The 25,713-nt window shown below is 72.8% G+C and carries 19 protein-coding genes; 11 read left to right on the top strand and 8 right to left on the bottom strand.

Annotated features, from left to right (window positions below):
• Positions 1–59 precede the first annotated feature (59 nt).
• Complete coding sequence (locus tag ACWEF6_RS11750) at positions 60–575, bottom strand: bifunctional nuclease family protein (protein WP_310975581.1); 516 nt, start codon at positions 573–575, stop codon at positions 60–62.
• Between the two features lie 161 nt (positions 576–736).
• Between ACWEF6_RS11750 and ACWEF6_RS11745 the strand changes: the two genes are divergently transcribed.
• Together ACWEF6_RS11745 and ACWEF6_RS11740 are read left to right on the top strand one after the other, a co-directional pair.
• A complete protein-coding gene (locus ACWEF6_RS11745) occupies positions 737–1,210 on the top strand; it encodes an SRPBCC family protein (RefSeq protein WP_449682884.1) in 474 nt (157 codons plus the stop codon).
• 58 nt (positions 1,211–1,268) lie between these two features.
• Positions 1,269–2,702 (top strand): MFS transporter, encoded by a 1,434-nt coding sequence (locus tag ACWEF6_RS11740; RefSeq protein ID WP_449682883.1) that lies wholly within the window; start codon positions 1,269–1,271, stop codon positions 2,700–2,702.
• Here the strand turns inward: ACWEF6_RS11740 and pdxR are convergent.
• Complete coding sequence (gene pdxR / locus ACWEF6_RS11735) at positions 2,630–4,042, bottom strand: MocR-like pyridoxine biosynthesis transcription factor PdxR (RefSeq protein ID WP_449682882.1); 1,413 nt, start codon at positions 4,040–4,042, stop codon at positions 2,630–2,632. The genes ACWEF6_RS11740 and pdxR overlap by 73 nt on opposite strands.
• 81 nt (positions 4,043–4,123) lie before the next feature.
• Here pdxR and ACWEF6_RS11730 point away from each other — a divergent pair, with 81 nt between their 5' ends.
• On the top strand, positions 4,124–5,341 hold the full coding sequence (locus ACWEF6_RS11730) for an MFS transporter (protein WP_449682881.1): 1,218 nt from the start codon (positions 4,124–4,126) through the stop codon (positions 5,339–5,341).
• An 8-nt stretch (positions 5,342–5,349) separates the two neighbouring features.
• Here the strand turns inward: ACWEF6_RS11730 and ACWEF6_RS11725 are convergent, their stop codons facing one another.
• Positions 5,350–6,165 (bottom strand): hypothetical protein, encoded by an 816-nt coding sequence (locus ACWEF6_RS11725; RefSeq protein WP_449682880.1) that lies wholly within the window; start codon positions 6,163–6,165, stop codon positions 5,350–5,352.
• A gap of 66 nt (positions 6,166–6,231) precedes the next feature.
• The gene (locus ACWEF6_RS11720; protein WP_449682879.1) at positions 6,232–7,737 is read right to left on the bottom strand and encodes a CehA/McbA family metallohydrolase; all 1,506 of its coding nucleotides are present in this window, start codon (positions 7,735–7,737) and stop codon (positions 6,232–6,234) included.
• Positions 7,738–8,034: 297 nt separating this feature from the next.
• Between ACWEF6_RS11720 and ACWEF6_RS11715 the strand changes: the two genes are divergently transcribed.
• The 4 genes from ACWEF6_RS11715 to ACWEF6_RS11700 all read left to right on the top strand — a co-directional run bounded on the left by ACWEF6_RS11715 (position 8,035) and on the right by ACWEF6_RS11700 (position 17,273).
• Positions 8,035–9,663: a DUF6345 domain-containing protein gene (locus tag ACWEF6_RS11715; RefSeq protein ID WP_449682878.1), complete on the top strand. Its 1,629-nt coding sequence runs from the start codon at positions 8,035–8,037 to the stop codon at positions 9,661–9,663.
• Between the two features lie 152 nt (positions 9,664–9,815).
• Positions 9,816–10,055: a hypothetical protein gene (locus tag ACWEF6_RS11710; RefSeq protein WP_449682877.1), complete on the top strand. Its 240-nt coding sequence runs from the start codon at positions 9,816–9,818 to the stop codon at positions 10,053–10,055.
• A 248-nt stretch (positions 10,056–10,303) separates the two neighbouring features.
• Positions 10,304–15,772, top strand: a complete 5,469-nt coding sequence (locus ACWEF6_RS11705) for an ATP-binding protein (protein ID WP_449682876.1) — start codon at positions 10,304–10,306, stop codon at positions 15,770–15,772.
• Between the two features lie 181 nt (positions 15,773–15,953).
• Positions 15,954–17,273 (top strand): M14 family zinc carboxypeptidase, encoded by a 1,320-nt coding sequence (locus ACWEF6_RS11700; protein ID WP_449682875.1) that lies wholly within the window; start codon positions 15,954–15,956, stop codon positions 17,271–17,273.
• Position 17,274: 1 nt separating this feature from the next.
• Here the strand turns inward: ACWEF6_RS11700 and ACWEF6_RS11695 are convergent, their stop codons facing one another.
• The 3 genes from ACWEF6_RS11695 to ACWEF6_RS11685 form a co-directional block, all read right to left on the bottom strand.
• Positions 17,275–18,306, bottom strand: a complete 1,032-nt coding sequence (locus ACWEF6_RS11695; protein ID WP_449682874.1) for a class I SAM-dependent methyltransferase — start codon at positions 18,304–18,306, stop codon at positions 17,275–17,277.
• A 213-nt stretch (positions 18,307–18,519) separates the two neighbouring features.
• A complete protein-coding gene (locus ACWEF6_RS11690; RefSeq protein WP_449682873.1) occupies positions 18,520–19,329 on the bottom strand; it encodes a PadR family transcriptional regulator in 810 nt (269 codons plus the stop codon).
• Between the two features lie 84 nt (positions 19,330–19,413).
• Positions 19,414–20,313, bottom strand: coding sequence for a LysR family transcriptional regulator (locus ACWEF6_RS11685; RefSeq protein WP_449682872.1), 900 nt, complete (start codon positions 20,311–20,313; stop codon positions 19,414–19,416).
• A gap of 70 nt (positions 20,314–20,383) precedes the next feature.
• Between ACWEF6_RS11685 and ACWEF6_RS11680 the strand changes: the two genes are divergently transcribed.
• Together ACWEF6_RS11680 and ACWEF6_RS11675 are read left to right on the top strand one after the other, a co-directional pair.
• Positions 20,384–21,352 carry a YeiH family protein gene (locus ACWEF6_RS11680; protein WP_449682871.1) on the top strand — a complete coding sequence of 323 codons (969 nt, stop codon included), beginning with the start codon at positions 20,384–20,386 and terminating at the stop codon, positions 21,350–21,352.
• A 113-nt stretch (positions 21,353–21,465) separates the two neighbouring features.
• The gene (locus ACWEF6_RS11675; RefSeq protein WP_449682870.1) at positions 21,466–22,959 is read left to right on the top strand and encodes a sialidase family protein; all 1,494 of its coding nucleotides are present in this window, start codon (positions 21,466–21,468) and stop codon (positions 22,957–22,959) included.
• 89 nt (positions 22,960–23,048) lie between these two features.
• Here ACWEF6_RS11675 and ACWEF6_RS11670 read toward each other — a convergent pair whose 3' ends face one another.
• Positions 23,049–23,657, bottom strand: a complete 609-nt coding sequence (locus ACWEF6_RS11670; RefSeq protein ID WP_449682869.1) for an MmpS family transport accessory protein — start codon at positions 23,655–23,657, stop codon at positions 23,049–23,051.
• Between the two features lie 171 nt (positions 23,658–23,828).
• Here ACWEF6_RS11670 and ACWEF6_RS11665 point away from each other — a divergent pair, with 171 nt between their 5' ends.
• Entirely contained in the window at positions 23,829–25,028 is a 1,200-nt protein-coding gene (locus ACWEF6_RS11665; RefSeq protein WP_449682868.1) for a sensor histidine kinase, read from the top strand.
• 9 nt (positions 25,029–25,037) lie between these two features.
• Complete coding sequence (locus ACWEF6_RS11660; RefSeq protein ID WP_449682867.1) at positions 25,038–25,697, top strand: response regulator transcription factor; 660 nt, start codon at positions 25,038–25,040, stop codon at positions 25,695–25,697.
• Positions 25,698–25,713: the final 16 nt, after the last annotated feature.

Below are 25,713 nucleotides of genomic sequence, written 5' to 3'. Positions count from 1 at the left end.
TCCGGTGGGTGTACCGGCGCGGCCGCCGGAACTCATCGGTCCGGCGGGAGAAGATTGTCTTACCGGTCGTCGAAGTCCTCCGGCCGCAGGCCGTCGAGCTCGGCGCGGAACCGCTCGACCTCGGCTTCGGTGTCGAGCACGTCGGCGGCCGGCCCCTCGGTCTCCTGCTCGACCTCGAGCTGCACGGACGCGACGTCCAGCACCTCTTCGGCGACGCGGATGGGTGCGCCCTGGCGCAGGCCGAGCGCGACCGCGTCGCTGGGCCGGGCCGACACGCGGGTGCCGGAGGCGAGCACGAGGTCGGCGTAGAAGATGCCGTCCCGCACCTCGGTCAGCTCGACGGCCGCGAGGCCCTGGCCGAACGCGGCGAGGACGTCGCCGAGCAGCTCGATGGTGCCGGGGCGCGGCTGCGCGATCTGTTCCCGCGCGCGCACGAGGGCCTCGGCCTCGCCGTACCCGATCATGATCGCCAGCCAGCGGCGTGCGCCCTCCGGCTCGCGCAGCAGCATCAGGGGCGCCTCACCGGGCACCGGGACGGCCATCCCCACCACTTCGATCGGGATCACGCTGACCACCGCACCCTCCGTGTCGTGGGACTGCTCCGCGCGCGTAATACCCACAACCGGGGGTTCACAACCCGATCCGGGCGGGGCGTTTTCCCGGGCGGGCTCTTCTCGGCTGCGGACTCCGCTCCGGAGCCTTGCCCGGCCACCGCGGCCGCTGGCACCGTCGGAGCGTGGAGCCGACGATTTCGCGCAGGGTGACCGTTTCCGCCGATCCGGGCACGGTGTGGTCGTGGGTCACCGACCTGCCGCGGATGGGCGAGCTGAGCCCGGAGAACGTCGGCGGCCGGTGGCTGGACGGCACCGGGCCGGCCCTCGGCGCGCGGTTCCGCGGCCGCAACCGCAACGGCGAGCTGCAGTGGTGGACGCGGGTGCGGGTGGTGGCGTTCGAGCCGGGCCGCCGGTTCGCCTTCGACGTGCGGACGCCGTTCGGCTCGCGGGTCTCGCGGTGGGAGTACGTGCTGGCGCCGGCCGCCGACGGCTGCGTCGTCACCGAGAACTGGTACCGGATCGGCAGCTGGGTGGTGCGGAAGTTCATGGGGCCGCGGGTCACCGGCCGCGCCGACCGCCCCGGGTACAACGTCCGGTCGATCGAACACACCCTCGCGGCGCTGCAGGCCCGTGCCGAGGAGCGCGCCGCCGCCTGAGTCTCTTGTTGAAACCCAGTCGGTCCAGCTAGGTTGCTTTATTGAACCTAGGAGGACCATGACCCCCGCCCCGCCGAAGCCCGGCCTCGTGCTGCTCGTCGTCTCGACGGCCGCGTTCCTGGCGAGCCTGGACACGTTCATCGTCACGATCGCCTTCCCCGGCATCCGGGCCGCGTTCCCCGGCGACGACCTGGCGACCCTGTCGTGGGTGCTCAACGGCTACACGGTGCTGTTCGCCGCCTGCCTCGCCCCGGCCGGGCGCCTGGCCGACCGCTACGGCCGCCGCCGGCTGTTCCTCGCCGGCGTCGCGGTGTTCACCCTCGCGTCGGCCGCCTGCGCGGCCGCGCCCTCGATCCCCGTGCTGATCGGCTTCCGCGCGGTGCAGGCGATCGGTGCCGCGCTCGTCATGCCGACGTCGCTGGCCCTGTTGCTGACGGCGTTCCCGCCGCACCGGCGGCCCTTCGCGGTCGGGGTCTGGGCGTCGGTGGGCGCGGCGGCCGCGGCGCTCGGCCCGCCGGTCGGCGGCCTGCTCGTCGAGGCGTCCTGGCGCTGGGTGTTCCTGGTGAACCTGCCCATCTGCGCGGTGACGCTGCTGGCCGGGCCGCGGGTGCTGCGCGAGTCGCGGGACACGTCGACCGGCGTCCCGGACGTCCTGGGTGCGGCGGGGCTGCTCGTGGGTGTCGGAGCGCTGGCGTACGCGCTGGTCGAGGCGTCCGACCGCGGCTGGGGCGCGCAGCCGGTGCTGCTGGCGTTCGCGGTGGCCGCCGTCGCGCTGGCCTGGGTCCCGCTGCGCTCGGCGCGGCACCCGGTACCGGTGCTGGACCTCCCCGCGCTGCGCGTGCCGACGCTGTGGCTGGCCTGCCTGACCACCGGGGTGTTCGCGGCCGGGTTCGCGGCGATGCTGTTCGGCAACGTGCTGTTCCTGACCTCGATCTGGCACGACTCGATCCTGGTGGCCGGGCTGTCCCTCGCCCCGGGCCCGCTGGTGGTGGTCGGGGTGTCGATCCTCGGCGGCCGGTTCGTGCACCGCTTCGGGCCCGGCCCGGTGGTCGCCCTCGGCGGTGTCGCGTTCGGCGCCGGCGTGCTGATCTGGGTGCTGCGCATGGGATCGACGCCGGACTACGCGGCGTCGATGCTGCCCGGCCAGCTGCTGACCGGCCTCGGCGTCGGGCTGATCCTGCCGAGCCTGTCGGGGGTGGTGGGCACGGTCCTGCCGCCGCCCCGCTGGGGCGCGGGCTCGTCGATGGTGAACACGGCCCGGCAGATCGGCACGGTCCTGGGCACCGCGGTGCTCGTCGCGATCTTCGCGGGAACGCCGGACCTCGCGGACTTCCGCCGCGGCTGGCTGATGATCCTGACCACGGCGGCCCTCACCGGCGCGGGCGGGATCCTCGTCGCCGTGCGCCGGCGGACCGACCACTACGCCGAGCCCCAGGCCTCGTCCAGCACCGCGAGCCCGGCGTCGATGCTGTCCAAGGGGATCGAGCCGTAGCCGAGAACCACGCCCTGGCGCGGGAAACCGCCGCAGAGGTCGGACAGCGTCTGGATCGCCGCCCCGGCCGCGGCCGCGCGGGCCGCGATCGGGTCCAGGTCCGCCTCGGTATCGGCCAGCGCACACAGGTGGAGGCCCGCCGCCGACGGCACCGGGCTGAGCCGGCCCGCGAAAACCCGTTCCAGGGTCGTCGTGATGCGCTCGTGGCGGTCCGCGTAGACCTTCGTCGCCCGGCGGAGGTGGCGGGCGAACAGGCCTTCGTCGATGAACCCCGCCAGCGCGGCCTGAGCGGGCAGATCGCCGTGCCAGCCCGAGAGCTGCCGGGCGTGGTGCAACGCGTCGCGCAGGGACGCCGGCGCGATCAGGAAACCCAGGCGCAGCATGGGAAGCAGCGTCTTCGAGAACGATCCGACGTAGGCCACCCGGTCGTCGCGGTCCAGGCTCTGCAGGGGCTCCAGCGGCCGGTCGGAAAACCGGAATTCGCTGTCGTAGTCGTCCTCGACGACGACAGCGCCGGCGCGCTCGGCCCACGCCAGCAACGCCGTGCGCCGGGCGAGGGACATCGGCGTGCCGAGCGGGAACTGGTGCGAGGGCGTGACGTACACGAGCTTCGTGCGCGGCGGCAGCGCAGCGACGTCGAGGCCTTCGCCGTCCACCGGCACTCCGACGACTTCGGCGCCGTGCGAGGCGAACAGCAGCCTGGCCATCCGGTAACCCGGCTCTTCGACGGCGACCCGGTCGCCTGGTTCGAGCAGCACCCGGGCGAGCAGGTCGAGGGCCTGCTGGGCGCCCTGGGTGACGAGCACGTCGTCGGCGCCGGCGCGCACCGAGCGGGAGACGCCGACGTGCCGGGCGATCGCCGCGCGCAGCCCGGGGTGGCCGCCGGGTTCGGCGTAGTGGGCGAACCCGGCGGTGTCGCGGAGTTCCCGCGCGAGCAGGCGCCGCCAGGTCTCCAGGGGGAACAGCGCGGCGTCGGGGATGCCGACGCGGAAGTCGAACACCGGGTCGGGCGGCGCGGCGGCCGGGGGCGGGAGCGATCGCCACACCGCTTTCGGCTGCGGCCCGCGTGCCGAGGGAGCCCGGCGTGGCTTCGGGGCCGGGAGTTCCGCGCAGACGTACGTGCCGGCACCGACGCGACCGGTGAGGAAGCCGTCGGCGGTGAGGCGGTCGTAGGCGACCGCGACGGTGTTGCGCGAGACGGCCAGGCGCCGGGCCAGTTCCCGGGTCGGCGGCAGCCGCTCCCCCGCACGCAGCCTGCCGTCGAGGACGGCGTCGCGCAGCTGGCGGTAGATGCGGACGCTGAGGTCGCCGCGGCCGGCCAGGCTGACGTGGAAGTCCATCCGGCGAGCCTATATTGGCCCATTCCGATGGTCGAGAATTGGATCTGGGACCGAGCCAAGTTCCGCTCTACCGTTCTTGCCATGACAGCGCTTCTCGAACGTCCGAAGACCCGGCCGGCCGGGCGCCTGCTCGCCGCCGCGCAGCTGGTCGCCTCGCTCGGCGACGGCGCGTTCCTGACCTGCTCGGTCCTGTTCTTCACGCGGATCGCCGGGCTGACCCCGGCGCAGGTGGGGCTCGGGCTCACGCTCGGGTGGGCGGTGGGCTCGGTCGCGGGCGTGCCGCTCGGGCACCTGGCCGACCGCCACGGCGCCCGCGGCTCGGCGGTGCTGCTGGCCCTGGCGACGGCCACGTCGATCCTCGCGTTCCTCGTCGTCCGCTCGCCGCCGGCGTTCGTCCTCGCCGCGTGCCTCTACGGCAGCTGCCAGACGGGGCTGGCCGCGGTCCGCCAGGCGTTGCTGGCCGCCCTCGCCGACCCGGAGCGGCGCACGCGCGTCCGGGCCCACCTGCAGTCCGCGGGCAACGCGGGCCTCGCCGTCGGCGCCGGACTCGGTGGCCTCGCGCTGTCGGCCGACACGGCTTCGGCGTACCTGACGGTCTTCGTCCTCGACGCGGCGGCCTTCGTCGTGACGGCGGTGCTGTTGCACGCACTCCCGGCGGTCCCCCGGACGTCCGCGCGTCCGGGAGCGCCGAGGTCCGCTGTGCTGCGCGACCGGCCGTACGCGCTGGTGACGCTGCTCAACGCGGTCCTGCTGCTGCGCATGCCGCTGCTGAGCGTCGCGATCCCGCTGTGGATCGTCGAACGCACCGCGGCGCCGGGCTGGACGGTGTCGGCGTTGTTCGTGCTGAACACGGTCGTGGTGGTGGTCCTGCAGGTCCGCGTGGCCGGCCGGCTGACCTCGCTCGATTCGGCGGCGCGGATGGTGCTCAGGTCGGGCGTGGTGCTGCTGGCATCGTGCGTCGCGTTCGCGCTGTCGGCACTGGGGACGTCACCGGCGGTGGCGTTCGGGGTGCTCGTGGCCGGGGCGCTGGTGCAGGTGCTCGGCGAGATGCTGCAGTCGGCGGGCTCGTGGGAGATCGGCTTCGCGCTGGCCCCGGCGGACAAGCAGGGCGAGTACCAGGGCTTCTTCGGCAGCGGCATCTCGGTGGCGCGCGCGCTCGGCCCGGTCCTGCTGAGCACGGTGGTGATCGGCTGGGGCATCCCGGGCTGGCTCCTGCTGGGCGCGGTGTTCCTGGGCGCGGGCTGGGCGATGGGCCCGGCGGTCCGCTGGGCCGCCGCGACCCGCCCGGCACCTCACTGAGCCCCGCGCTACTCGCTGACCTGGGCCGCCGCGGTCTGGTGCAGCGCGAGGTCCTGGCCCGCGGCGGCATCGTCGGCCCAGGCGCCCGATTCCGCCGTCCACGTCCGGCCGGCGAAGCTCACCTTGTCCACGCCCAGCGCCTCCGCGCGGGCGACCAGCCAGGTCGCGTACGTCCAGCCCTGCCCCGCCGGGTGGGGGCCGCTCAACCCGGCCGTGCCCAGCTCCTCCGTCGCCGCCGCGGCGAGGTCCGCGGGGGCCGCCAAGGTCAGGTTGCGGCAGGTCAGGGCGGCCGGGAACTGGCCGTTGAACGCCGCGGCCATCGCGCGGGACTGCGGCTCCCACTGCGCGTACGCGTCCGGGACGCCCGACCGCTGGACCGCCTGCGCGGCCTCGGTGATCGGCAGCGTCTCCCAGTTCGGCAACTTCTCGAGCTTCTCGTAGAACTCCGTCGCCGCGTAGACCGGGTCGCGCAGCTGGGCGATCGTGCCCCAGCCCTGGCTCGGCCGCTGCTGGAACAGCCCGACCGAGTCGCGGTCACCGCCCTCGAGGTTGCGCAGCTTCGACTCCTGCAACGCCGTCGCCAGCGCGACCGTCGCCGCGTGCGCCGGCAGCCCCATCTTGGTGCCCACGGCCGAGATCGTCGCCGCGTTGTTCATCTGCTCCGGGGTGAACGTGTACGCGGTCGCGTTGTCCCCCGGCAGCGCCACCGTGCACCCCGGCGTCTTCACCGAGCCGCGCGTGTACGCCACCACGACGACGATCGCCGCGACCAGCACGACGACCGCACCCAGGACCATGGCCACCTTCAGGCCACAACCGCGCACCCTGCCTCCCCATCACCCGTTCGCACCAGTCTGCCAAACGGAGGACGCGGTACCCCGGGTGCGGGTTCAGTCGGCGGGGCCGAGGAAGATCGGGTTGGACATCGCCACCATCGCGTTCGGCACCGTGGTGTTCGGGCCACCGGACGGGCGACGGACCTCGACGCGCACCCACCGGCTGTAGCGGGGGTAGGTCGTCCAGGTGACCGTGGCCGCGCCCGAGTCGCCGATCGGCTCGCTGTGTTCCGGGCCGAGCTGGTCGAGGAACGTCACCGTGGTCCCCGGGACGCCGGCCACGACGGCCTTGACGGTCACCGGGGTTCCGGTGCCCGCGGCGAGCCGCTCGCCGATGCCCGCGCTCCGGCCGCCGCCGGAGACGGTGAAGTCCAGCTGGACCGACGCCGATTCCGCCAGCCACGAACGGCCCGCTTTCAACCCGGCCAGGAGTTCCCGGCGGCGCAGCCGGTCGGCGAGCACGACGGTGTGCGGCAGGGCCACGCGCTGGTCCGGGTTGTGCGCGTCGGAGTCGCCGATCGCCGGGATGAAGCGGCCGCCGCGCAGCAGCCCGTCCCAGTGGATGACGCTCGCCTCGTCGTCCTGCGTCCAGGGGCCGTTCCAGACCTCGACCAGGTCGGCGAGCTCGTAGGCGAATTCGTAGGTGCAGCCGAAGCAGTTGGCGAACGGGTGCGCCGCGGTGACCAGGCCGCCGGCGCGGTGCACCTGCTCGGTGAAGCGCCGGAAGTCCCGCGGGTCGGCCGCGCGGTAGCGCCAGTCGATCCAGGTGCCGGCGGGCAGGCCGATCGCGGGCCAGTGCCCGGACCGGGTCGTCACCTCTTCGCCGTTGAGGATCAGCAGGTCGTCGGTCGCGTGGTCGCCCCAGACCAGCTGCGAGCTGGAGGTGTTGTGGTCGGTGGAGACGATGAAGTCCAGGCCGGCGGCACGCGCGTCGGCGACGAGCTGCTCCGGCGTCCGCCGCCCGTCGGAGTGGACGGTGTGGAGGTGGCCGTCGCCGCGGTACCAGGCGCGGCCCCGGTCCCGGGCCGGAGCGGTTTCCGGGGCCGGGTTCGGTTTGAACGGCGCGCCGTCGGGGCCGAAGGTGAGCGTGATGTCCACGCGGTAGTGCAGCCCCTGCGGCGCGACGGTGTACGGGCCGAGGACGACGTGCCACCGGCCGGGCTTGATCGGGCCGGCGAGGTAACCGGGCGTGGCTTCGGACGCGCTGATCGAGAAGCGGTCGCGGAAGCCGCCGGACCAGCCGCGGAAGCCGCGCGCGTTGCCGACGTCGTGCCCTTCGGGGCCGAAGATGCCGATGTCGCAGGCGTTCCCCCGGGTGCCGGCCGGCACCGGCGGCTTGTCGTAGGAGTAGACGACGTCGATCTGCCGGACCCCCCGCGGAACGTCGACGGGCAGGTAGTACCAGTCCGGCACGTCCGGTTCCAGCGTGCCGGTGACGGTCTGCGTCCGGCTGGTCCCACCCGGCTGACCGGCGAATGCCACGCCGGGCAGCATCCCCGCGGCCGCCGCCACCCCACCGGCCCGCAACAGCGTCCGGCGGCTGAAGTCGTTCATGCGCACCTCCGCATCGGACGCTAGGCCCACCAGGCGAACGCGGGCGCGAACCGGCGGTGAACTTTCGGCTGAGTCCCCCCGCTCGGCGAGATTTCGCCGCGGCCGTCGGCGGGACCTCGTGTCCGTCCACTGTGGCCGGTGCCCGCTGACCGCTTCCCGGCTTCTCGCAAAAACGTCCCACGGAATCGGTGCAGCGCTGAAAAAATTGCGCTGAAGGTGTGGCAAAAAGATGTATCCGAAAGTTTTCAGCGCGGCGGCGGCTACCGTCCGATCGCTGCATTCTGCCACCCACGGGGAGGAATCATGGCACTGCTCAAGAACGGCGTGGTCACCGCGCCACCGGGGGCACCCGCCGGCGCGCGGGCGCTGACCTCGGCCGATCCGTTCGGCTCCGGGACCGGCCGGGCCGCCGACCGCGGGGCGAACCGGTACGGCGTCTGCTCCATCGAGGACTTCCCGCCCGGGATGAACGACCTTTCCTACACCCACGACGACGCCGGTGGTTTCTACAATTACGTCAAGCAGTTCACCGCGCCGAACTTCTGGTACACCGACAGTGGTGTGCTGTCGTGGATCTACGGCGAACAGTACGACGACTGGCAGGGCACCTACGGCTTCGACGCCTGTGTCGCCGAGTACCACTCCGGGCACGGGACGATGGACGGCAATGGGGTCTTCTGGATGCCGATGGGCGGCACCTGGGGCGGGTCGGCCTGGGCGAGCTCGGCCGACATGCGGCTGGGCAACGAGGTCGCGCGCTACCTCTTCTTCTCCACCTGCCTCTCGCTGCGCATCGGCGACGGCAACAGCCCGATCCGCACCTGGGACGCGGCCAACCTCGGCCTGCGGATGATCTTCGGCTTCGAGACGACCAGCGTCGACAGCCCGAACTACGGCGCCTACTTCTTCAGCAAGTGGAACGGCAACGGCCACAAGTTCAGCAAGGCGTGGCTCGACGCTTCCTGGGACATCGACCACCACCAGGCGCCGTCGGCCGTCGCGTGCGGGGCGACGCAGGCCGAGGCGCAGGACCGGCTGTGGAACGAGGGGACCTTCCAGACCGCCGCCGCGTCGAAGAACTGGTGGTGGTGGACCTGGTACGACGCCGCCAAGAGCATCCGGGCGCCGCGGCTGGAGCTGCCCGGCTCGGTGCAGACCGCCCGGTTCGCGCCGCAGCGGCTTTCGCCGTCGCGGCTGGCCGAGCTGGCCGGTCACTACGGCGTCCGGCTCGGCGGCGAGGTACCCGAGGACGCGATGGGCCCGCACGGTGTCGTGCTGGGCGCCGGCCAGGACGGGCCGAGCCTGAGCGTCGACCACCGCGGCGTCCGCGAGATCACCTTCGCCGATGCCGACGGCACCGGACGGGACGCGCCGAGCGCGGACGAAGCCGTCCGGATCGCCCAGGACGCGGTCGAGACGTTCGGCCTGGCCGATCGGGTGGACCTGGTCGCCGACAAGGTGCGTCACCAGTACCACGCGGGCGGCACCGCCGACGACGTCGCCGACCCGCGGGTGCGCGAGACGCACGTGGTGTTCACGCAGCTGGTCGACGGCCACCCGGTCGTCACCCCCGGGCTCGGCGAGGTCCGGGTCGCCATCGACGGCGGCGGCACGGTGACGACGATCGTCGACGCCACCCGCGAGGTCGAGCGGCTGAGCGACGGCGCGCCCACCGCACCGCCGTCGGCCGGGGAAGCCGCGCGCGAGCCGGCCACCGTGGACGAGGCCCTCGACGCGCCGATGCAGCGGCTGCTGCGCCGGCTGGCCGCCGGTGGCCGCGTGCCCGCCGAAGTCCGCACGATCCCGGACTCGACGGCGGTCGGCTACGCCCTGCGCGGCGACGACGGTGCCCCGGTCGTCCGGCGGACCGTCGAGGTCGACTGCGGCGCGGGCCTGGCGAAGCGGTACGTCCTGGAGGCGCCCCTGCGCTGACGGGCCGCCGGCGGGAACAGCGGCGGGCCGGCACCACGTCGGGGGGTGCCCGCCCGCCGTTTCGCTCGAACGGGTGTAACCACGAGGTATCCGGGGCATCACCTGAGGACACCTGTGCTCCAGGGGAGTGCGCCGTACCGAGGGAGACCGCGATGACCTTCGATTTCGTCAGCCGCTGGCTGGGCAGGCATCGCGACTGCCCGGGCGTCACCGTCGACCTGGCGTGCGGGGGCCGCGTCACGCTGCGGGAGATCGACGGGCGGCCCGTGCTGGCCGTCACCACCGCGCCCGGGCCCGACGGCCGGTGCGACGTCGCCGCCGTGCCGCTGTCCGAGGCCGAGCGCCGTGAGCTGGGCCAGGTGCTGGACTCCGGCGTCCTGCTCGCCTCCTGATCGCTTCCGCGTCACCCGCCGTTCGCACTCGCGTTGAGTGCTTTGTCGCGAACCTCGCGTGAAAGCCGGTCCACACGGTGTGGTGCGGGTCGCTTTTTGTCGGGTTCCCACAACTCAGCCGCTCCGGCATGCGCCATGGCGGACATTGGTCCGACCCATCCTCATCCACCAGGGTGTAGACAAGTGCAGGCGACGTTCCACGACGGGTACGTCGCCTTCTGCGCGTGGGTACTTGGGAGGCTCAGCCGGTGTTCAGTCGTGTCGCCATCGTCAACCGCGGAGAGGCCGCGATGCGGCTCATCCACGCCGTCCGGGATCTGTCGGCGGAAACCGGGACGCGGATCGAGACGGTCGCCCTTTACACCGACGCCGACCGCACCGCGACGTTCGTCCGCGAGGCCGACCTGGCCTACGACCTCGGCCCGGCCTCGGCCCGCCCGTACCTCGACCTGGCCAAGCTGGAGAAGGCGCTGGTCGAGACGAAGGCCGACGCCGCCTGGGTCGGCTGGGGCTTCGTGGCCGAGGACCCGGCGTTCGCCGAGCTGTGCGAGAAGGTCGGCGTCACCTTCGTCGGGCCGAGCGCGGACGCGATGCGCAAGCTCGGCGACAAGATCGGCGCGAAGCTGATCGCCGAAGAGGTCGGCGTGCCGGTCGCGCCGTGGAGCCGCGGCGAGGTCGCAACCCTCGAAGACGCGCTGAAGGCCGGCGAGCAGATCGGCTACCCGCTGATGCTCAAGGCCACCGCGGGCGGCGGCGGGCGCGGCATCCGCATGGTCGCCTCCGGCGAGGACCTCGCCGACGCCTACGAGCGCACCAGCCAGGAAGCCCTGCGCGCCTTCGGCTCCGGCGTCGTCTTCCTCGAGCGCCTGGTCACCGGCGCCCGGCACGTCGAGGTCCAGGTGATCTCCGACGGCGCGACGGCGTGGGCGCTCGGCGTCCGCGACTGCTCGGTGCAGCGGCGCAACCAGAAGATCATCGAGGAGTCGGCGTCGCCGGTCCTCGCGCCCGCGCAGACCGCCGAGCTCAAGGCGTCGGCGGAACGGCTCGCGGTGGCCGTGGGCTACCGCGGCGCGTGCACCGTCGAGTTCCTGTACCACCCGGGCGAGAAGCTGTTCGCCTTCCTCGAGGTCAACACCCGCCTGCAGGTCGAGCACCCGATCACCGAGATCACCACCGGCTCCGACCTGGTCAAGCTGCAGCTGCACGTGGCGGGCGGCGGGAAGCTCGAAGGCACCCAGCCCGCCGAGAGCGGCCACGCCGTCGAAGCGCGGCTCAACGCCGAGGACCCCGACCGCGACTTCGCGCCCTCCCCCGGCCGCATCGCGCGGCTGGCCCTGCCCGCCGGCCCCGGCATCCGCGTCGACACCGGCGTCAGCGAGGGCGACACCATCCCGGCCGACTTCGACTCGATGATCGCCAAGATCATCGCCTACGGCCGCGACCGCGACGAGGCGCTCGGCCGCCTGCGCCGGGCGATGGCCGAGACCACCGTCATCATCGAGGGCGGCGCGACCAACAAGAGCTTCGTGCTCGACCTGCTCGACCAGCCCGAGGTGATCGACGCCAGCGCCGACACCGGCTGGATCGACCGCGTCCGCGCCGAAGGCCGCCTGGTCACCCACCGGCACTCCGCGATCGCCCTCGCCGCGGCCGCCATCGAGGCCTACCAGGACGAAGAAGAGGTCTCCGTCCAGCGGCTGCTGTCCACCGCGCACGGCGGGCGCCCGCAGGTCCAGCACGAGAGCGGCCGCCCGCTCGACCTCAAGCTCCGCGGCGTCGGCTACCGCGTCTCGGTCGCCAGGGCCGGGCGGACCCGCTTCCGCGTCGGCATCTCGGCCGGCGCGTCCGACGTCCACCACGCCGACATCGAGATCGACCGGTTCGACGCCCACAGCGGCCAGATCCTGGTCAACGGCCGGCGCTTCCGGCTCGTTTCGGCCACCCACGGCCCGATTCACCTCGTCGAGGTCGACGGCGTCACCCACCGCATCAGCCGCGACGAAGGCGGCGTCGTCCGCTCCCCCGCGCCCGCGCTGGTCGTCGCCACGCCGCTGGCCGTCGGTGACGAGGTCGAGGCGAACGCGCCGATCCTCGTCCTGGAGAGCATGAAGATGGAGACGGTGCTGCGCGCGCCGTTCCGCGCCCGCGTCCGCGAATGCCCGGTGTCGGTCGGCAGCCAGGTCGAGACCGGCGCACCGCTGATGCGCCTGGAACCGCTGGCCGACGACGCCGCGGACGAAGCGGCCGACGACACCGAGACCGTCGAGATCGAGCTGCCGTCGGTGCCGGACGGCGTGTCCGCGGCCGAGCGCGTCGAACGCGGCCTCCAGGACCTCCGCAGCCTGCTGCTCGGTTTCGACGTCGACCCCGCCGAGCGCAAGCGGCTCGTCGCGGCGTACCTGGAGGCCCGCACCGAGCTGGGCAACCGGCCGGTCGAGGGCGAGCTGGAGCTGCTCACCGTCTTCGCCGACCTGTCCGAGCTGAGCCGCAACACCCCGGGCGGCGAGGACACCGTGCCGAACGGCGCGGTGCACAGCCCGCGCGAGTTCTTCCACACCTACCTGCAGAGCCTCGACGTCGAACGCGCCGGCGTCACCGAAGGCTTCCAGGCGAAGCTCAAGCGCGTCCTCGCGCACTACGGCGTCGAGGACCTGGAGCGCACGCCGGAGCTGGAAGCCGCGGTCTTCCGGATCTTCCTGGCCCAGCAGCGGACGGCGGCCGACATCGCGGTCGTCTCCGAGCTGCTGCGGCAGTGGCTGACCGGGGCCCCGCCGGCCGAGGCGCTGAGCGAGCGCGCCGGGCTCACCCTGGAGCACCTGGTCGAGGCCACGCAGGTGCGCTTCCCCGCGGTGTCCGACCTGGCCCGCGGCGTCGTCTTCCGCTGGTTCGCCCAGCCGCTGCTGCGCCGCAACCGCGCCCGCGTCTACGCCGCCGTCCGCACCGAGCTGACCTACCTCGACCAGCACCCGGACGCGCCGGACCGCGCCGAGCGGATCCAGGCCATGATCACCGGCTCGGAGCCCCTGGTGCGGCTGATCGGGCAGCAGATCGGGCGTCCGGGCCGGGATCGCGCGCCGCTGCTGGAAGTGCTGACCCGCCGCTACTACGGCAACCGGCGGCTCTCCGGGGTCGCCGTGCGCGAAGCCGGCGGGCACCGCTGGCTGACCGCCGAGCTGAACGCCCCCGGCGGCGTGCTGCCGCTGGTCACCACCGCCGTCGACATCGCCGAGCTGCCGGGCACCCTGCGCGCGCTCGGCGAGGTGGCCACCGACGGCGTGGTCGCCGACCTGTACCTGCGCTGGGAGGACCAGCCGGACGTCGACGCGACAGCGGAGCGGCTCGGCACGCTGCTGGCCGAGAACCCGCTGCCCGCGGGGGTCCGCCGGGTCGTGATCACCGTGGCCGGCACCGGTGGCGCGGTGATGCACCACCATTTCACCTTCGAGCGCGACGGCGACAGCTTCACCGAGGACCGCCTGATCCGCGGCCTGCACCCGCAGATCGCGCAGCGCCTGCAGCTGGAGCGGCTGCGCGAGTTCGACCTCACCCGCCTGCCGTCGGCGGACGAGGAGATCTACCTGTTCAAGGCCGTGGCGAAGACCAACCCGGCCGACGAGCGGCTGATCGCGATGGGCCAGGTCCGCGACCTGACGCCGTTGCGCGAAGCCGACGGGCGGCTGGTCGCGCTGCCCGCGCTCGAGGACGCGGTCACCGCCTGCCTCGACGCGATCCGCAACATCCAGGCGCAGCGGCCGCAGAACAAGCGGTTCGACACGAACCGGATCATGATGTACGTCTGGCCGCCGACCGACCTGACCACCGAGGAGCTGAACCAGCTCGTCCAGCGCATCCTGCCGACGTCGGTCGGGGCCGGGCTGGAGGAGGTCCAGTTCCTGGCGCGGCGGCGCACGGACGCGGGCAAGCTGACCGAGCTCGCCGTCCGGATCACCCTCGACCCCGGCCACGGCGCGCGGCTGCACGTCGAGGCGCCGTCGACCGAGCCGGTGAAGCCGCTCGACGACTACCGCCTGAAGGTGCTGCGCGCGGCGCGGCGCGGGACCGTCTACCCGTACGAGATCACCGGCTTGCTCTCCGGTCCGGAGGGCACCTTCACCGAGCACGACCTCGATACCTCGGGTGTCCTGGTGCCGGTGGACCGGCCGAAGGGCAAGAACACCGCGGCGATCATCGCCGGTGTCGTCACGACCCCGAGCGAGCGGCACCCCGAGGGCGTCACCCGCGTGGTGCTGCTCGGTGACCCGACCAAGTCGCTGGGTGCGTTGTCGGAGCCGGAGTGCTCGCGGGTGATCGCGGCGCTCGACCTGGCCGAGCGGATGCAGGTGCCGCTGGAGTGGTTCGCGCTGTCCTCGGGCGCGCGGATCTCGATGTCCTCGGGCACCGAGAACATGGACTGGGTCGCCGCGGCGCTCAAGCGGATCGTCACGTTCACCCAGGACGGCGGCGAGATCAACATCGTGGTCAACGGCATCAACGTCGGCGCCCAGCCGTACTGGAACGCCGAAGCCACGATGCTCATGCACACCAAGGGCGTGCTGATCATGACGCCGGACTCGGCGATGGTGCTCACCGGCAAGCAGGCGCTCGACTTCTCGGGTGGCGTGTCGGCCGAGGACAACTTCGGCATCGGCGGCTACGACCGCGTGATGGGCCCGAACGGCCAGGCGCAGTACTGGGCGCCGAACCTGCCGGCCGCGCGCGAAGTGCTGATGGCGCACTACGACCACACGTACGTGGTGCCGGGTGAGGCCGGGCCGCGCAAGGTGGGCACGAGCGACCCGATCGACCGGGACGTCTCGCCGTTCCCGCACGCGATCGCCGGCAGCGACTTCACGACGGTGGGCCAGATCTTCTCGGCCGAGCACAACCCGGACCGCAAGAAGCCGTTCGACATCCGCACGGTGATGCGCGCGCTGTCCGACCAGGACCACCCGGTGCTGGAGCGCTGGGCGGGGATGGCGGACGCGGAGACGTCCGCGGTGCAGGACGTGCACCTCGGCGGCCGCCCGGTCTGCCTGGTCGGCATCGAGTCGCGTTCGGTGCCGCGGCGCGGCTTCCCGCCCACCGACGGCCCGGACACCTACACCGCGGGCACGCTGTTCCCGCGGTCGTCGAAGAAGACGGCCCGCGCGATCAACGCGGCGTCGGGCAACCGGCCGCTGGTGGTGCTGGCGAACCTGTCGGGCTTCGACGGCTCGCCGGAGTCCCTGCGCAAGCTGCAGCTGGAGTACGGCGCGGAGATCGGCCGGGCGATCGTCAACTTCGAGGGCCCGATCGTGTTCACCGTGATCTCGCGCTACCACGGCGGTGCGTTCGTGGTGTTCTCCAAGGCGCTGAACCCGAACATGACGGTGCTGGCCCTGGAGGGCTCGTTCGCCTCGGTGCTGGGCGGCGCCCCGGCGGCGGCGGTGGTGTTCGCGGGCGAGGTCAACAACCGCGCGGCGAACGACCCGCGCGTGACGGAGCTGCAGGCCCAGCTGACGTCGGCTTCGGGCGCCTCCCGGGCGGCGCTGAACGCCCAGCTGGCGGAGCTCCAGTCGTCGGTCCGCGCCGAAAAGGTCAGCGAAGTGGCAGCGGAGTTCGACCGCGTCCACAGCATCCAGCGAGCGGTCGAGGTCGGCTCGGTGGACGCGATCATCTCGGCCGCCGACCTGCGGCCGCGGATCATCGAGGCGATCGAACACGGCCTGAAGAAGTAGCGGCCGGCGTCGTCCGATCCGAAGGGGCACTTTCCCGGGGAAGTGCCCCTTCGGCATTCCGACGCTTCGCGACTTTCGGGGGTATGACCCCTTTGCACCGGGCCGACACACTGTGCGTGCCGGTACGGTGACCACGGGTTCCGACCGGACCTCCATCCGTGCGGCGTGAGGAGATCCCCCGATGGCGTCAAGGTCCCTGTCCCGGCTCGCCCTTGCGGCGTCCGGGGTCCTGCTCACCTCCGTGCTCGGCGGTACCGCCGCCGCGCAGACGGCGGACACACCGGTGTTCTGGCGCGTCCCGGCCACCGCCGCCCAGGCACAGGCGCTGACCGATGCCGGGTTCGACGTCGAAGAAGGGGACGATGCCGCCAGCGTCAACGTCGTCGGCGGGCGGGCCGTCGCCGCGAAACTGCGGGCGCTCGGGTACCGGCCGTCGTTCTTCGACACCGTCTACAAGGAACTGCCGGCCGAGACGAACAAGCTGGCGGCGGACACCTACTACGGCGGATACCGGACCGTCACCGCGCACGAGAACCACCTCGCCGCCGTCGCCTCGGCTCACCCCGACCTGGCCACGAAGTACACGATCGGCCAGTCCTGGAAGAAGCTGAAGGGCCAGGGCGGGCACGACGTCCAGGCGATCTGCCTGACCAAGAAGCAGGCCGGCGACTGCACGCTCTCGACGACGTCGACGAAGCCGAAGTTCTTCCTGATGGCCCAGATCCACGCGCGCGAGCTGTCGACCGGCGAGCTCGCCTGGCGCTGGATCGACTACCTCGCCGACGGCTACGCCACCGACGCGACCGCGAAGTCCATTCTGGACACCACCGAGGTCTGGGTGGTGCCGATCGCCAACCCCGACGGCGTCGACATCGTCGCCTCCGGCGGGAACTCGCCGAAGCTGCAGCGCAAGAACGCCAACAACTCCCGCGGCTGCAGCGGCACGAACATCGGCGTCGACCTCAACCGAAACTCGACGTTCAAGTGGGGCGGCGACTCCAACTCCGCCTGCTCCGAGACCTACCAGGGCGTGAGCGCGGGTTCCGAGCCCGAGGTGCAGGCGCTGGAGAAGCTGGCCCGCGCGATCTTCCCGGACCAGCGCGGCACCGGCAACAACGACCCGGCGCCCGCGACGGCCAAGGGCACGATGATCACGCTGCACAGCTACGGCAACGACATCATCATCCCGTGGGGCTTCACCCAGGCGACCTCGCCGAACGACGCGCAGTACCGCAGGCTCGGCGCGAAGTACGCCGCGTCCAACGGCTACCTCGTCGGCACCAACGAGGAGACGGTCGGCTACGACACGACCGGCACCACCGACGACTTCACCTACGGCGAGCTCGGTGTCGCCAGCGTGACGTTCGAGGTCGGCGGCTCGAGCGGCACGTGCGGCGGTTTCCTGCCGCGCTACACGTGCGTCGACAGCACGTTCTGGCCGAAGAACAAGGGCGCGCTGATCACCGCCGCCAAGGCCGCGGCGGCACCGTACCAGCAGTGAGTCACGGCCGGCAGGCGTAGATGCAGTTCTGCGGGCGCGGGGATTCGAGCACGTCGACGTGCCGGAACCCCGCGTCCGCAAGCATTTCCGCCGCCTTCTCGGTGCCCCACACGGCCCCGAGCGCGGCGCCGCCCTCGGCGAGTGACGTCGTCGTGCAGTACATCAGGCTGATCGCGTAGGTGAGGGCGGCCAGCGGGTTGCCGACGTTCCGCTCCAGGTGACTGGAGAAGTTGGTGTCCACCATGAAGAACAGCCCGTCCGGCGCGAGGGCGTCGTGGACCCGCCGCAGCACGACGTCCGGCCGGTCCTGGTCGTGGACGGCATCGAACGCGGTGATGACGTCGTAAGGCGGATCGGCCCGCAGTTCGGCGGCATCCCCGACGACGAATTCGGCGTTGGCGGGCTTGCGTTCACCGGCTTGCGCGACGACGTCCGGGTTGATGTCCAGGCCGGTGAAGCGCGAGGCGGGAAAGGCCCGGGCGGCGACGGCGATGGCGTTCCCGGTCCCGCAGCCGAGGTCGAGCACGCGCGCGCCGGCCGCGAGCCGCTCGTTGAGGCCGGGGACGGCGCCGAAGAAGCCGTCGACGAGGTGTTCGCGGTAGATGTGCTTCCAGCTGTCACCGGTTTTCGCGCCGAGGGTTTCGAGGTAGGGCCCGTAGGCCGACCTGGGGACCCCGCCGCCTTCGGCGAACGCGCGCTCGAGGTCGGGCAGGATGCCGGTGAAGGCGGACAGGGTCAGCAGGGACGGCATCAGGTTCGACGCGGTTTCGCCGAGCAGGAACTTGGCGTGCTCGGGCGGGAAGGTGTAGTCGCGGCCGTCGTAGGTGAAGATGCCCCCGGTGACCATGGCGCCGAGCCACTCGCGGACGTAGCGTTCGTGCAGCCCGGCGCGCGCGGCAAGCCCGGCACTGGTGGCGGGCCCCCGCGCGGCGGCGGCGAGCAGCCCGGTGCGGTGGCCGACCCCGATGAGCATGGTGAGGGCGCTGCCGGTCATGGTCGCGGTGAGGTGGGCGGCGAAGTCCTTCTCCTCCATGGGTGGAGCCTACCCCGCCGGTGGACCGTCCGATGTGGACGATCCGCCCGGCGGGGTGCAATTGATGCTGGTGGGTGCGGGCCGACATCCGTGGGGTGTGGCCGGCTGGTACCGCCAGGACCCGGCCCGGCCAGGCCGTGAGCCATCGGCCCGGCTGAGCGTGGCTCGTGGCGGCGGCCGGAACCGCGACACGAGCCACGCCGGCGGCAGCTGTCAGGCGTCCTCGTCCTCCAGGCCCGCGTCGGCCAGGACCGCGTACACCCGGCGGCGGGCGTCGGCGAGGATCTTCTTCACCTCGGCGACCTGGGCCTCGTTGCCGCTGTACCCCACCTGCGCGGCCGCTCCCGAGAGCTCACCGAGGGCGTGCCACAGGGCCGCGAAGCGATCCGCGCCCGGCTCCTCCTCCGGTTCCTCCCACAGCGCCGCGAACTCCGCCTCGCGGCCCGCCACGTGCTCGCGGCCCGCGTCGGTCAGTTCCGCGACTCGGCGACCGGCCGTTTCGACCGTGTGGACCAGGCCCTCGTCCTCCAACTGCTGCAGGATCGGGTACACCGAACCCGGGCTCGGGCGCCAGCGGTCGTGCGTGCGGCGGCGGATCTCCTGCATCAGCTGGTAGCCGTGCATCGGCTCCTCGGCCAGCAACGCCAGCACCGCCGGCCGCACCGGGCGGGCCTGTGGGCGGCCGCCGCCGCGGAACTCGCGGACCCGCTGGAACGGGCCGCCGCCGCCGAACCAGCCGCCCGGGCCGCCGAACGAGCCCGGGCCGCCCGGGAAGCCGGGGAAACCCGGAGGCTGGGGCGGGTGCGGTGGGGGCGGCGGGAAGCCGCGCGCCAGCTCCGGGCCGCCGTCCCAGTCCTCGTGCCCGGGCACGCCGTGTTCCGGGCCGAAGTGACCGGGCATCCCGTGCCCCGGGCGCCCGAACCCGGCCTCATCGCGGCCGAACCCGGCGTGGCCCGGTCCGTGGTGTCCCCCGTGCCTCCCGAACCCGGCGAAGATCCGGCCCGCGCCTGCACTCATCTCCATGACGACCTCCATATCGTATCGGCGACATTCACACGATATATCGTCGCTCGATCGACGGCAAGCACGCCTCGATCGCCCGGGGCCTCAAGAACCCGGCTTCACCGCCAGCGTCAGCAGGTCCGCCGCCGGGCCGGTCAGGCGCCGGCCCGCCGGCCACACCGCGCGCAACACCCGGCCCAGCGAAATGCCCTCCACCGCCACCGGCACCAGCCGCCGGCCGGCCACCTCGCGCACCACGTCGAGGTCGCTGATCACCGCCGGGCCCGCGCCCGCGATCACCGCATTGCGCACCGCCGATGCCGAACCCAGCTCCAGCAACGGCGTCACCGGCCCCGCCCCCGCCCGGCGCAGTGCCGCCTCGACCGTCTCGCGCGTTCCCGACCCCGGCTCACGGACCACCAGCGGTGTCGCGGCCAGCTCGCCCGCCGTCAGCGGACGGCGGCGCCGGGCCCACGCGTGCCCGGCCGGCACCACCACCACGAGCCGGTCCGTCGCGACGCGGCGGGTCGCCAGGCCCGGCCACGGTCCCGGCGACTCGACGAACCCCAGGTCCACCCGGCCGCGCGCGACCAGGTCGGCGACCTGCTCGGAGTTGACCACCTCGAGCCCGACGTAGGTGTCCGGCCCGGTCCGCTTGACCTCGCCGATCCAGGCGGGCACGAAGTGCTCGGCGAGCGTCATGCTCGCCGCGACCCGCAGCTGCGCGCCGCGCTGGGTGCGCAGTGCTTCCGCGCCGGTGCGCAGACCGTCCACTTCGGTCAGGACGCGGTGGGCCCAGCCCGCGATCACCCGGCCGTCCGGGGTCAGGGCCGAGCCGCGGCGGGTTCGGTCCACCAGGGACAGTCCCAGCTGGCGCTCCAAAGTGGACAGCCGTTTGCTCGCCGACGGCTGGGCGATGCCGAGCGCGCCCGCCGCCTGGCCGATGCTGCCGAGGTCGTCGACGAGCACCAGCAGGCGCAGCGAGTCCAGATCCGGTCCGGTCATAGCTTCAGTCTATGACCTCAGCACCGACCACCGGCTACCGCGCGCGCCCGGCACCGGCGACGCTGGAAGCATGGCACTGACAGCGGCGAAAACCTCCGGAGTGGCGATCACCGGGCTCGGCGTCGCCGCGGCGTACGCGCTCAGTTCCCTGTGGCCGGTCGCCGGCGCGCTCACCGTCGCCGTCGTGCTCGGCGTCGCCGTCGGCAGCACCCCCGTCCTGACCGACGAGCACCGCCGGGCCGTCGCCCAGCTCACGAAACGCCTGTTGCGCGCCGGCGTCGTCCTGCTCGGGCTCCAGCTCGCCGTCCCCACCGTGCTCGCGCTCGGCCCCGGCACGCTCGCCGCGGTCGTGCTGACGGTCGCGGTCACCTTCCTCGGCACGCTCGGCCTCGGCCGGCTGATCCGGGTGCCCCGTGGACTCGCCCTGCTGGTGGCCACCGGCTTCTCGATCTGCGGCGCTTCGGCGATCGCCGCGATGGAAGGCGTGGTCGAGCGCGACGACGAAGACGTCGCCACCGCCGTCGCGCTCGTCACCTGCTACGGCAGCTTCGCCCTGGCCGCACTCCCCCTGCTCGCCCACGCGCTCGGTCTCGACGCCGCCCGGACCGGCAGCTGGGCCGGGATCTCGGTGCACGAGGTCGCCCAGGTGGTCGCGGCGGCCGGGCCCGCGGGCGCCGCCGCCGTCGGGATCGCCGTCGTGGTGAAGCTCAGCCGTGTGGTCCTGCTCGCCCCGGTGGTCGCGCTCGTCGGCGCCGCCGAACGCGGCCGCCGCGACACGCACGCCCCGCTCGTGCCGCTGTTCGTCCTCGGCTTCCTCGCGATGGTCGCCGTCCGGAGCACCGGTGTGGTCCCCGGATTCGTGCTCGACGTCGCGAAGACCGCGTCGACACTCCTGCTCGCGGGCGCGCTCTTCGGGCTCGGCTGCGCCGTCCGGCTCGGCACGCTGCTGCGCGGCGGCGGCCGGGCCTTGCTCCTGGGTCTCCTGTCCACGCTGCTGGTGTTGGCGACCGGCTTCGGGACTCTGGCCGTGTTCACCTGAATTTTCCCTGCGCGTCACGTATAGTTCGTTATACGCGAGGTTGTACGGCTCTTGTACGGATCGTGTCGACGCTGCCGGCGAGACGAAGAACGATTCCGTAGGGAGCTCGAACCGTGAAGATCACCCGACTCGCCCAAGGGCTGCTCGCCGGGCTGCTGGGGTGTGCCGCCCTGGCCGTCCCGGCGGCCGTCGGCGCCGCCACCGCCCAGGCCGATGCGGCCAGCACGCCGGTGTTCACCAAGAACACCGAGGGCCACGACTGTTACCGCATCCCCACCGTCGTCAAGGCGAACAACGGCGACCTGCTCGCCTTCGCCGAGGGCCGCAACGGCGGCGCCCACGCCTGCGCCGACCTGGGCAAGATCGATCTCGTGCTGAAGCGTTCCACCGACGGTGGCAAGACGTGGGGCGCGCTGAACACCGTCATCACCGCGTTCGGGGACACGAAGGGCAACCCCGCGCCGATCGTCATCCCCGGCAGCAACCGGATCGTGCTGCTGTCGACCATGCAGTGCTACACCAACCCCGACTGCGGCCGGATCCCGCGCGTGTCCATCAGCGAGGACAACGGGAAGACGTGGGGTGCCCCGAAGACGCTGACCACCGAACTCGGCTTCTCGACGGCGCCGGGCTGGCTGGCCACCGGGCCCTCCCACGGGATCGTGCTGACGCGCGGTGCGCACAAGGGCCGGCTCGTCGCCGGGATGAGCTACTCGAACATCGGCGCGCTGGTCTACAGCGACGACCAGGGCAGCACGTGGCACCTCGGCGCCACCGACAAGCCGGCGACGAGTGCGATCAACCCGCAGGAGATCAGCGTCACCGAGCTCCGGGACGGCCGGATCTACGCCGCCGCGCGCAACCAGGCGAACGACGGCAACAAGTGCCTCGCGGACGGCACCCACAACCGGGCGTTCGCGATCAGCTCGGACGGCGGCGCGACGTTCAGCTCGAAGTTCGACTTCGCCACCGACCTCGTCGCGCCGACGGTCGAGGGCTCGACGGCCCGGATGAGCGCCACCGACACCGGCGGCAAGTACAACCGGCTCCTGTTCGCCGCACCGTCCGTGTGCGGCGAGCGCGAGCAGCTGCGGGTGCACTCGTCGTTCGACGAGGGCGCCAACTGGACCGGCAACGCCGGCAGCCTGCTCGTGTGGGGCGGCGGCGCGGCGTACTCGGACATGGTGCCGCTGTCGCAGTCGTCGGCCGGGGTGCTGTTCGAAGTGGGCCCCACAGCGCACCCGTACGACGCGATCCGCTTCGCCACGGTCACCGATGACGCGCTCGGCGCCCCGGCGTGCGGTGGCGGCTACAGCGTCATCGACTCGGCGCCGCTGGGCACCGGCGGCGCGGCCGGCACGGTGTACCTGTCGTACAACGCGGCCAACGGCCAGAACTGCGTCAGCACGATGAAGAACGCCTCCGCCGGCACGGCCACCGCGACCTCGGCCTACCTGGAGGTGAAGGGTTCGGCACGGCAGACCGACTCGGGTTCGTTCTCCTGGTTCGCCGGCCCGGTGAAGGCCGCGGCGGCGGACAAGTGCGTGAAGTGGGGCGGCTCGGCCGGCGGCCAGGCCTACGAAAGCGAGTTCGAGCACTGCAGCTGAACCGCGGAGGGTGGGACCCGCCCCCTGGCCGGGTCCCACCCCTCTCCCCCGTGCCGCCCCGGCCCCCTCGCCCGGGTGGCACGGGCGGTTCAGAAGCCGGTGCAGCTCGCGCTGGCCCCGGCGCCGGCCGCGGTCGCCGTCTTGGCTTCCTTGCCGTCGACGATCACCTTGCAGGTGACCGAGCCGCCGTCCGGGCCGGCGGTCGCGGTGAACTGGGCACCGGCCAGGAACCCGGTGGCTTCCACGGTCTTGGTCCACGGCACCGCGGCGCCGGCTTCGGTGTTGATCAGGATCGTGTTGCGGTCGAAGGTGCTGTAGTCGATGTCGACGACCTTCGCGTCCCCGCTGACCTGGTAGACGATGGTGTGGTGGGCGGTGGCCTGCTCGTTCACGTCGTTGACGACCTTGCCGATCACCACCAGCCACAGGATGCTCACGACCAGGGCGAGCAGCGACAGGATCACGCCGGCGATCGAGAGGGCCTTGTTGGTCGCCTTCCCGGAGCGGACTCTGGCCACGCCGACCGCGGCCAGGATCAGGCCGAGCACGGCGAGGGGCCAGGCGATCACCCCGACGATCGGGATCGGGGCTAACACGAGCCCGATCAGGCCGAGGACGAACCCGGCCGTGCCCAGGCCGTTGCGCGGCGGGGCCGCCGGTGGGGCCGGGTGCTGCTGGAGCGGGGTGTGGTCGGTCATCGGGGTTTTCCTTTCACCTGGCGCTTGACGGCGAGAAGGAAACCAGCGGCGCGGCCCCGCCCGCGTCGTCCGCAGGCCTCGACCGCGTACGACGAAAGTCGTCACCGGCGGCGAAGCCAACGAGCGGAACGGCTGATGGGGACGGGGTGGTCACCTCGTAGGCTGATCCCCATGGGACGGTCCGTGCTGGGCGTGGTGTGCACCGTGCTGGCAGTCGCCGCGAGCCTGGTGACGGGCATCGTGAACGTGTCGCTGGAGATCAGCCTGCCCGGTACCGACGCTCTGCACGTGACGGCCGCGGCGGTGCTCGGCTGGTTCTTCGGGGTCGGCGCGTCGATCATGCTGGTGTGGCGGTGGCACTGGCCCCTGGTCGTGACGGGCATCGCGGTGGCGCCGCCGTTGCTGCTGGCGGCGGACTCGCTGGCGGCGTTGATCGCGCTGGCCGCGCTCGCGACCCGCTTCACCGGCTGGTGGCGCTGGAGCGCGGCGACGCTCGTGTTCGCCGCCACCGGGCTCGCGGTGTGGCGCGACGCGAGCCGGCCCGTGGAGTCGTCGCTGGCCGAGACGTGGATCTCGACCGAGACGATCGGCGCCAAGCTGATCGGCGTCGCCGTCACCGCGGCCGTCTACACGGCGGTCCCGCTCACGCTGGGGATCGTCCGGTACAGCTTCACCGAGAAGCGGCGCCTCGCCGCCGAAGAGGCGGCCCTGCGCGACCAGGTGGCCCGCCGGGAGGAGCAGGCGCGGATCGCCCGCGAGATGCACGACGTCCTCGGGCACCGGCTGTCCCTGCTTTCGCTGCAGGCGGGCGCGCTGGAGGTCACCGCGGCCACGACGCCGGACACGGTGGAGGCGGCCAAGACCGTGCGGACGACAGCCCGGCAGTCGCTCGACGACCTGCGCCAGGTGATCGGCGTGCTGCGCGGCTCGGGTTTCGCCGACCGGGCGCCCGGCGGGCCCGCGGAGCCGCCCCAGCCGACGCTGGCCGACATCCCCGACCTGGTCACCGGCGCCCGTCAGGCCGGCCTGGCGGTGAACGTGACGATCCTGCTCGACCAGGCGTCGACGGCCCCGGCCCCGCTCGGCACGGCGGCGTACCGCATCCTCCAGGAAGCCTTGACCAACGTGCTGCGCCACGCACCGGGGGCACCGGCGGAGGTGCTGGTCCGCGGCGGCCCGGGCCCGGGGCTGTCGGTCGAGGTGTTCAACCCGCTGCCGCCGCACCCGGTGCCGTCACCGGGGTCGGGCACCGGGCTGACCGGCGTCAACGAGCGCATTTCCCTGCTCGGCGGGGCGTTGTCGGCGGGCCCGTTCGACGAGCGGACGTTCGCGCTGCGGGCCTGGCTGCCGTGGGCGGCACCGGCGCCCTAGCATGGGCGGGTGAGCGTGCGCGTACTGCTCGTCGACGACGACCCGCTGGTCCGCACCGGACTGTCCATGATCCTGGGCAGCACCCCCGACCTGCAGGTGGTCGCGGAGGCCGGCGACGGCGACGAAGCGGTCCAGCAGGTGGCCCGGCACGCGCCGGACGTGGTGATCATGGACATCCGCATGCGCCGGATGAACGGCCTGGTGGCAACGGCGGCGGTCCTGGCCCAGCCGAAGCCGCCGAAGGTCCTGATCCTGACGACGTTCAACCTCGACGAGTACGTGTTCGAGGCCCTGGCGGCGGGCGCGAGCGGCTTCTTGCTGAAGGAGGGCTCACCGCAGGAGATCATCGAGGGCGTCCGGGTGGTGGCCAACGGGGACGCGATGTTGTCTCCCCGGATGACGAAGCAGCTGATCGGCGAGTTCGTGGCCACGCGGGCGAACCCGCGGCGGTCGCGGGCCCAGGCGAAGCTGGAGCGGCTGAGCGAGCGGGAACGCGAGATCGTGACGGCGGTGGCGCAGGGAAAGCCGAACGCTCGGATCGCGGCGGAGCTGTTTCTCAGCGAGGCGACGGTGAAGACGCACATCACGCGGGCGTTCGCGAAGCTGGATGTGTCGAACCGGGTGCAGCTGACGATCTTCGCCTACGAAGCGGCGCTTGTGACGCCGTGAGTTTCCGCTGGGTTCG

The sequence above is a fragment of the Amycolatopsis sp. NPDC004772 genome, from assembly GCF_053601215.1.
The sequence above is the reverse complement of the archived record's forward strand: the minus strand, read 5'-3'. Positions and strand labels throughout refer to the sequence as shown.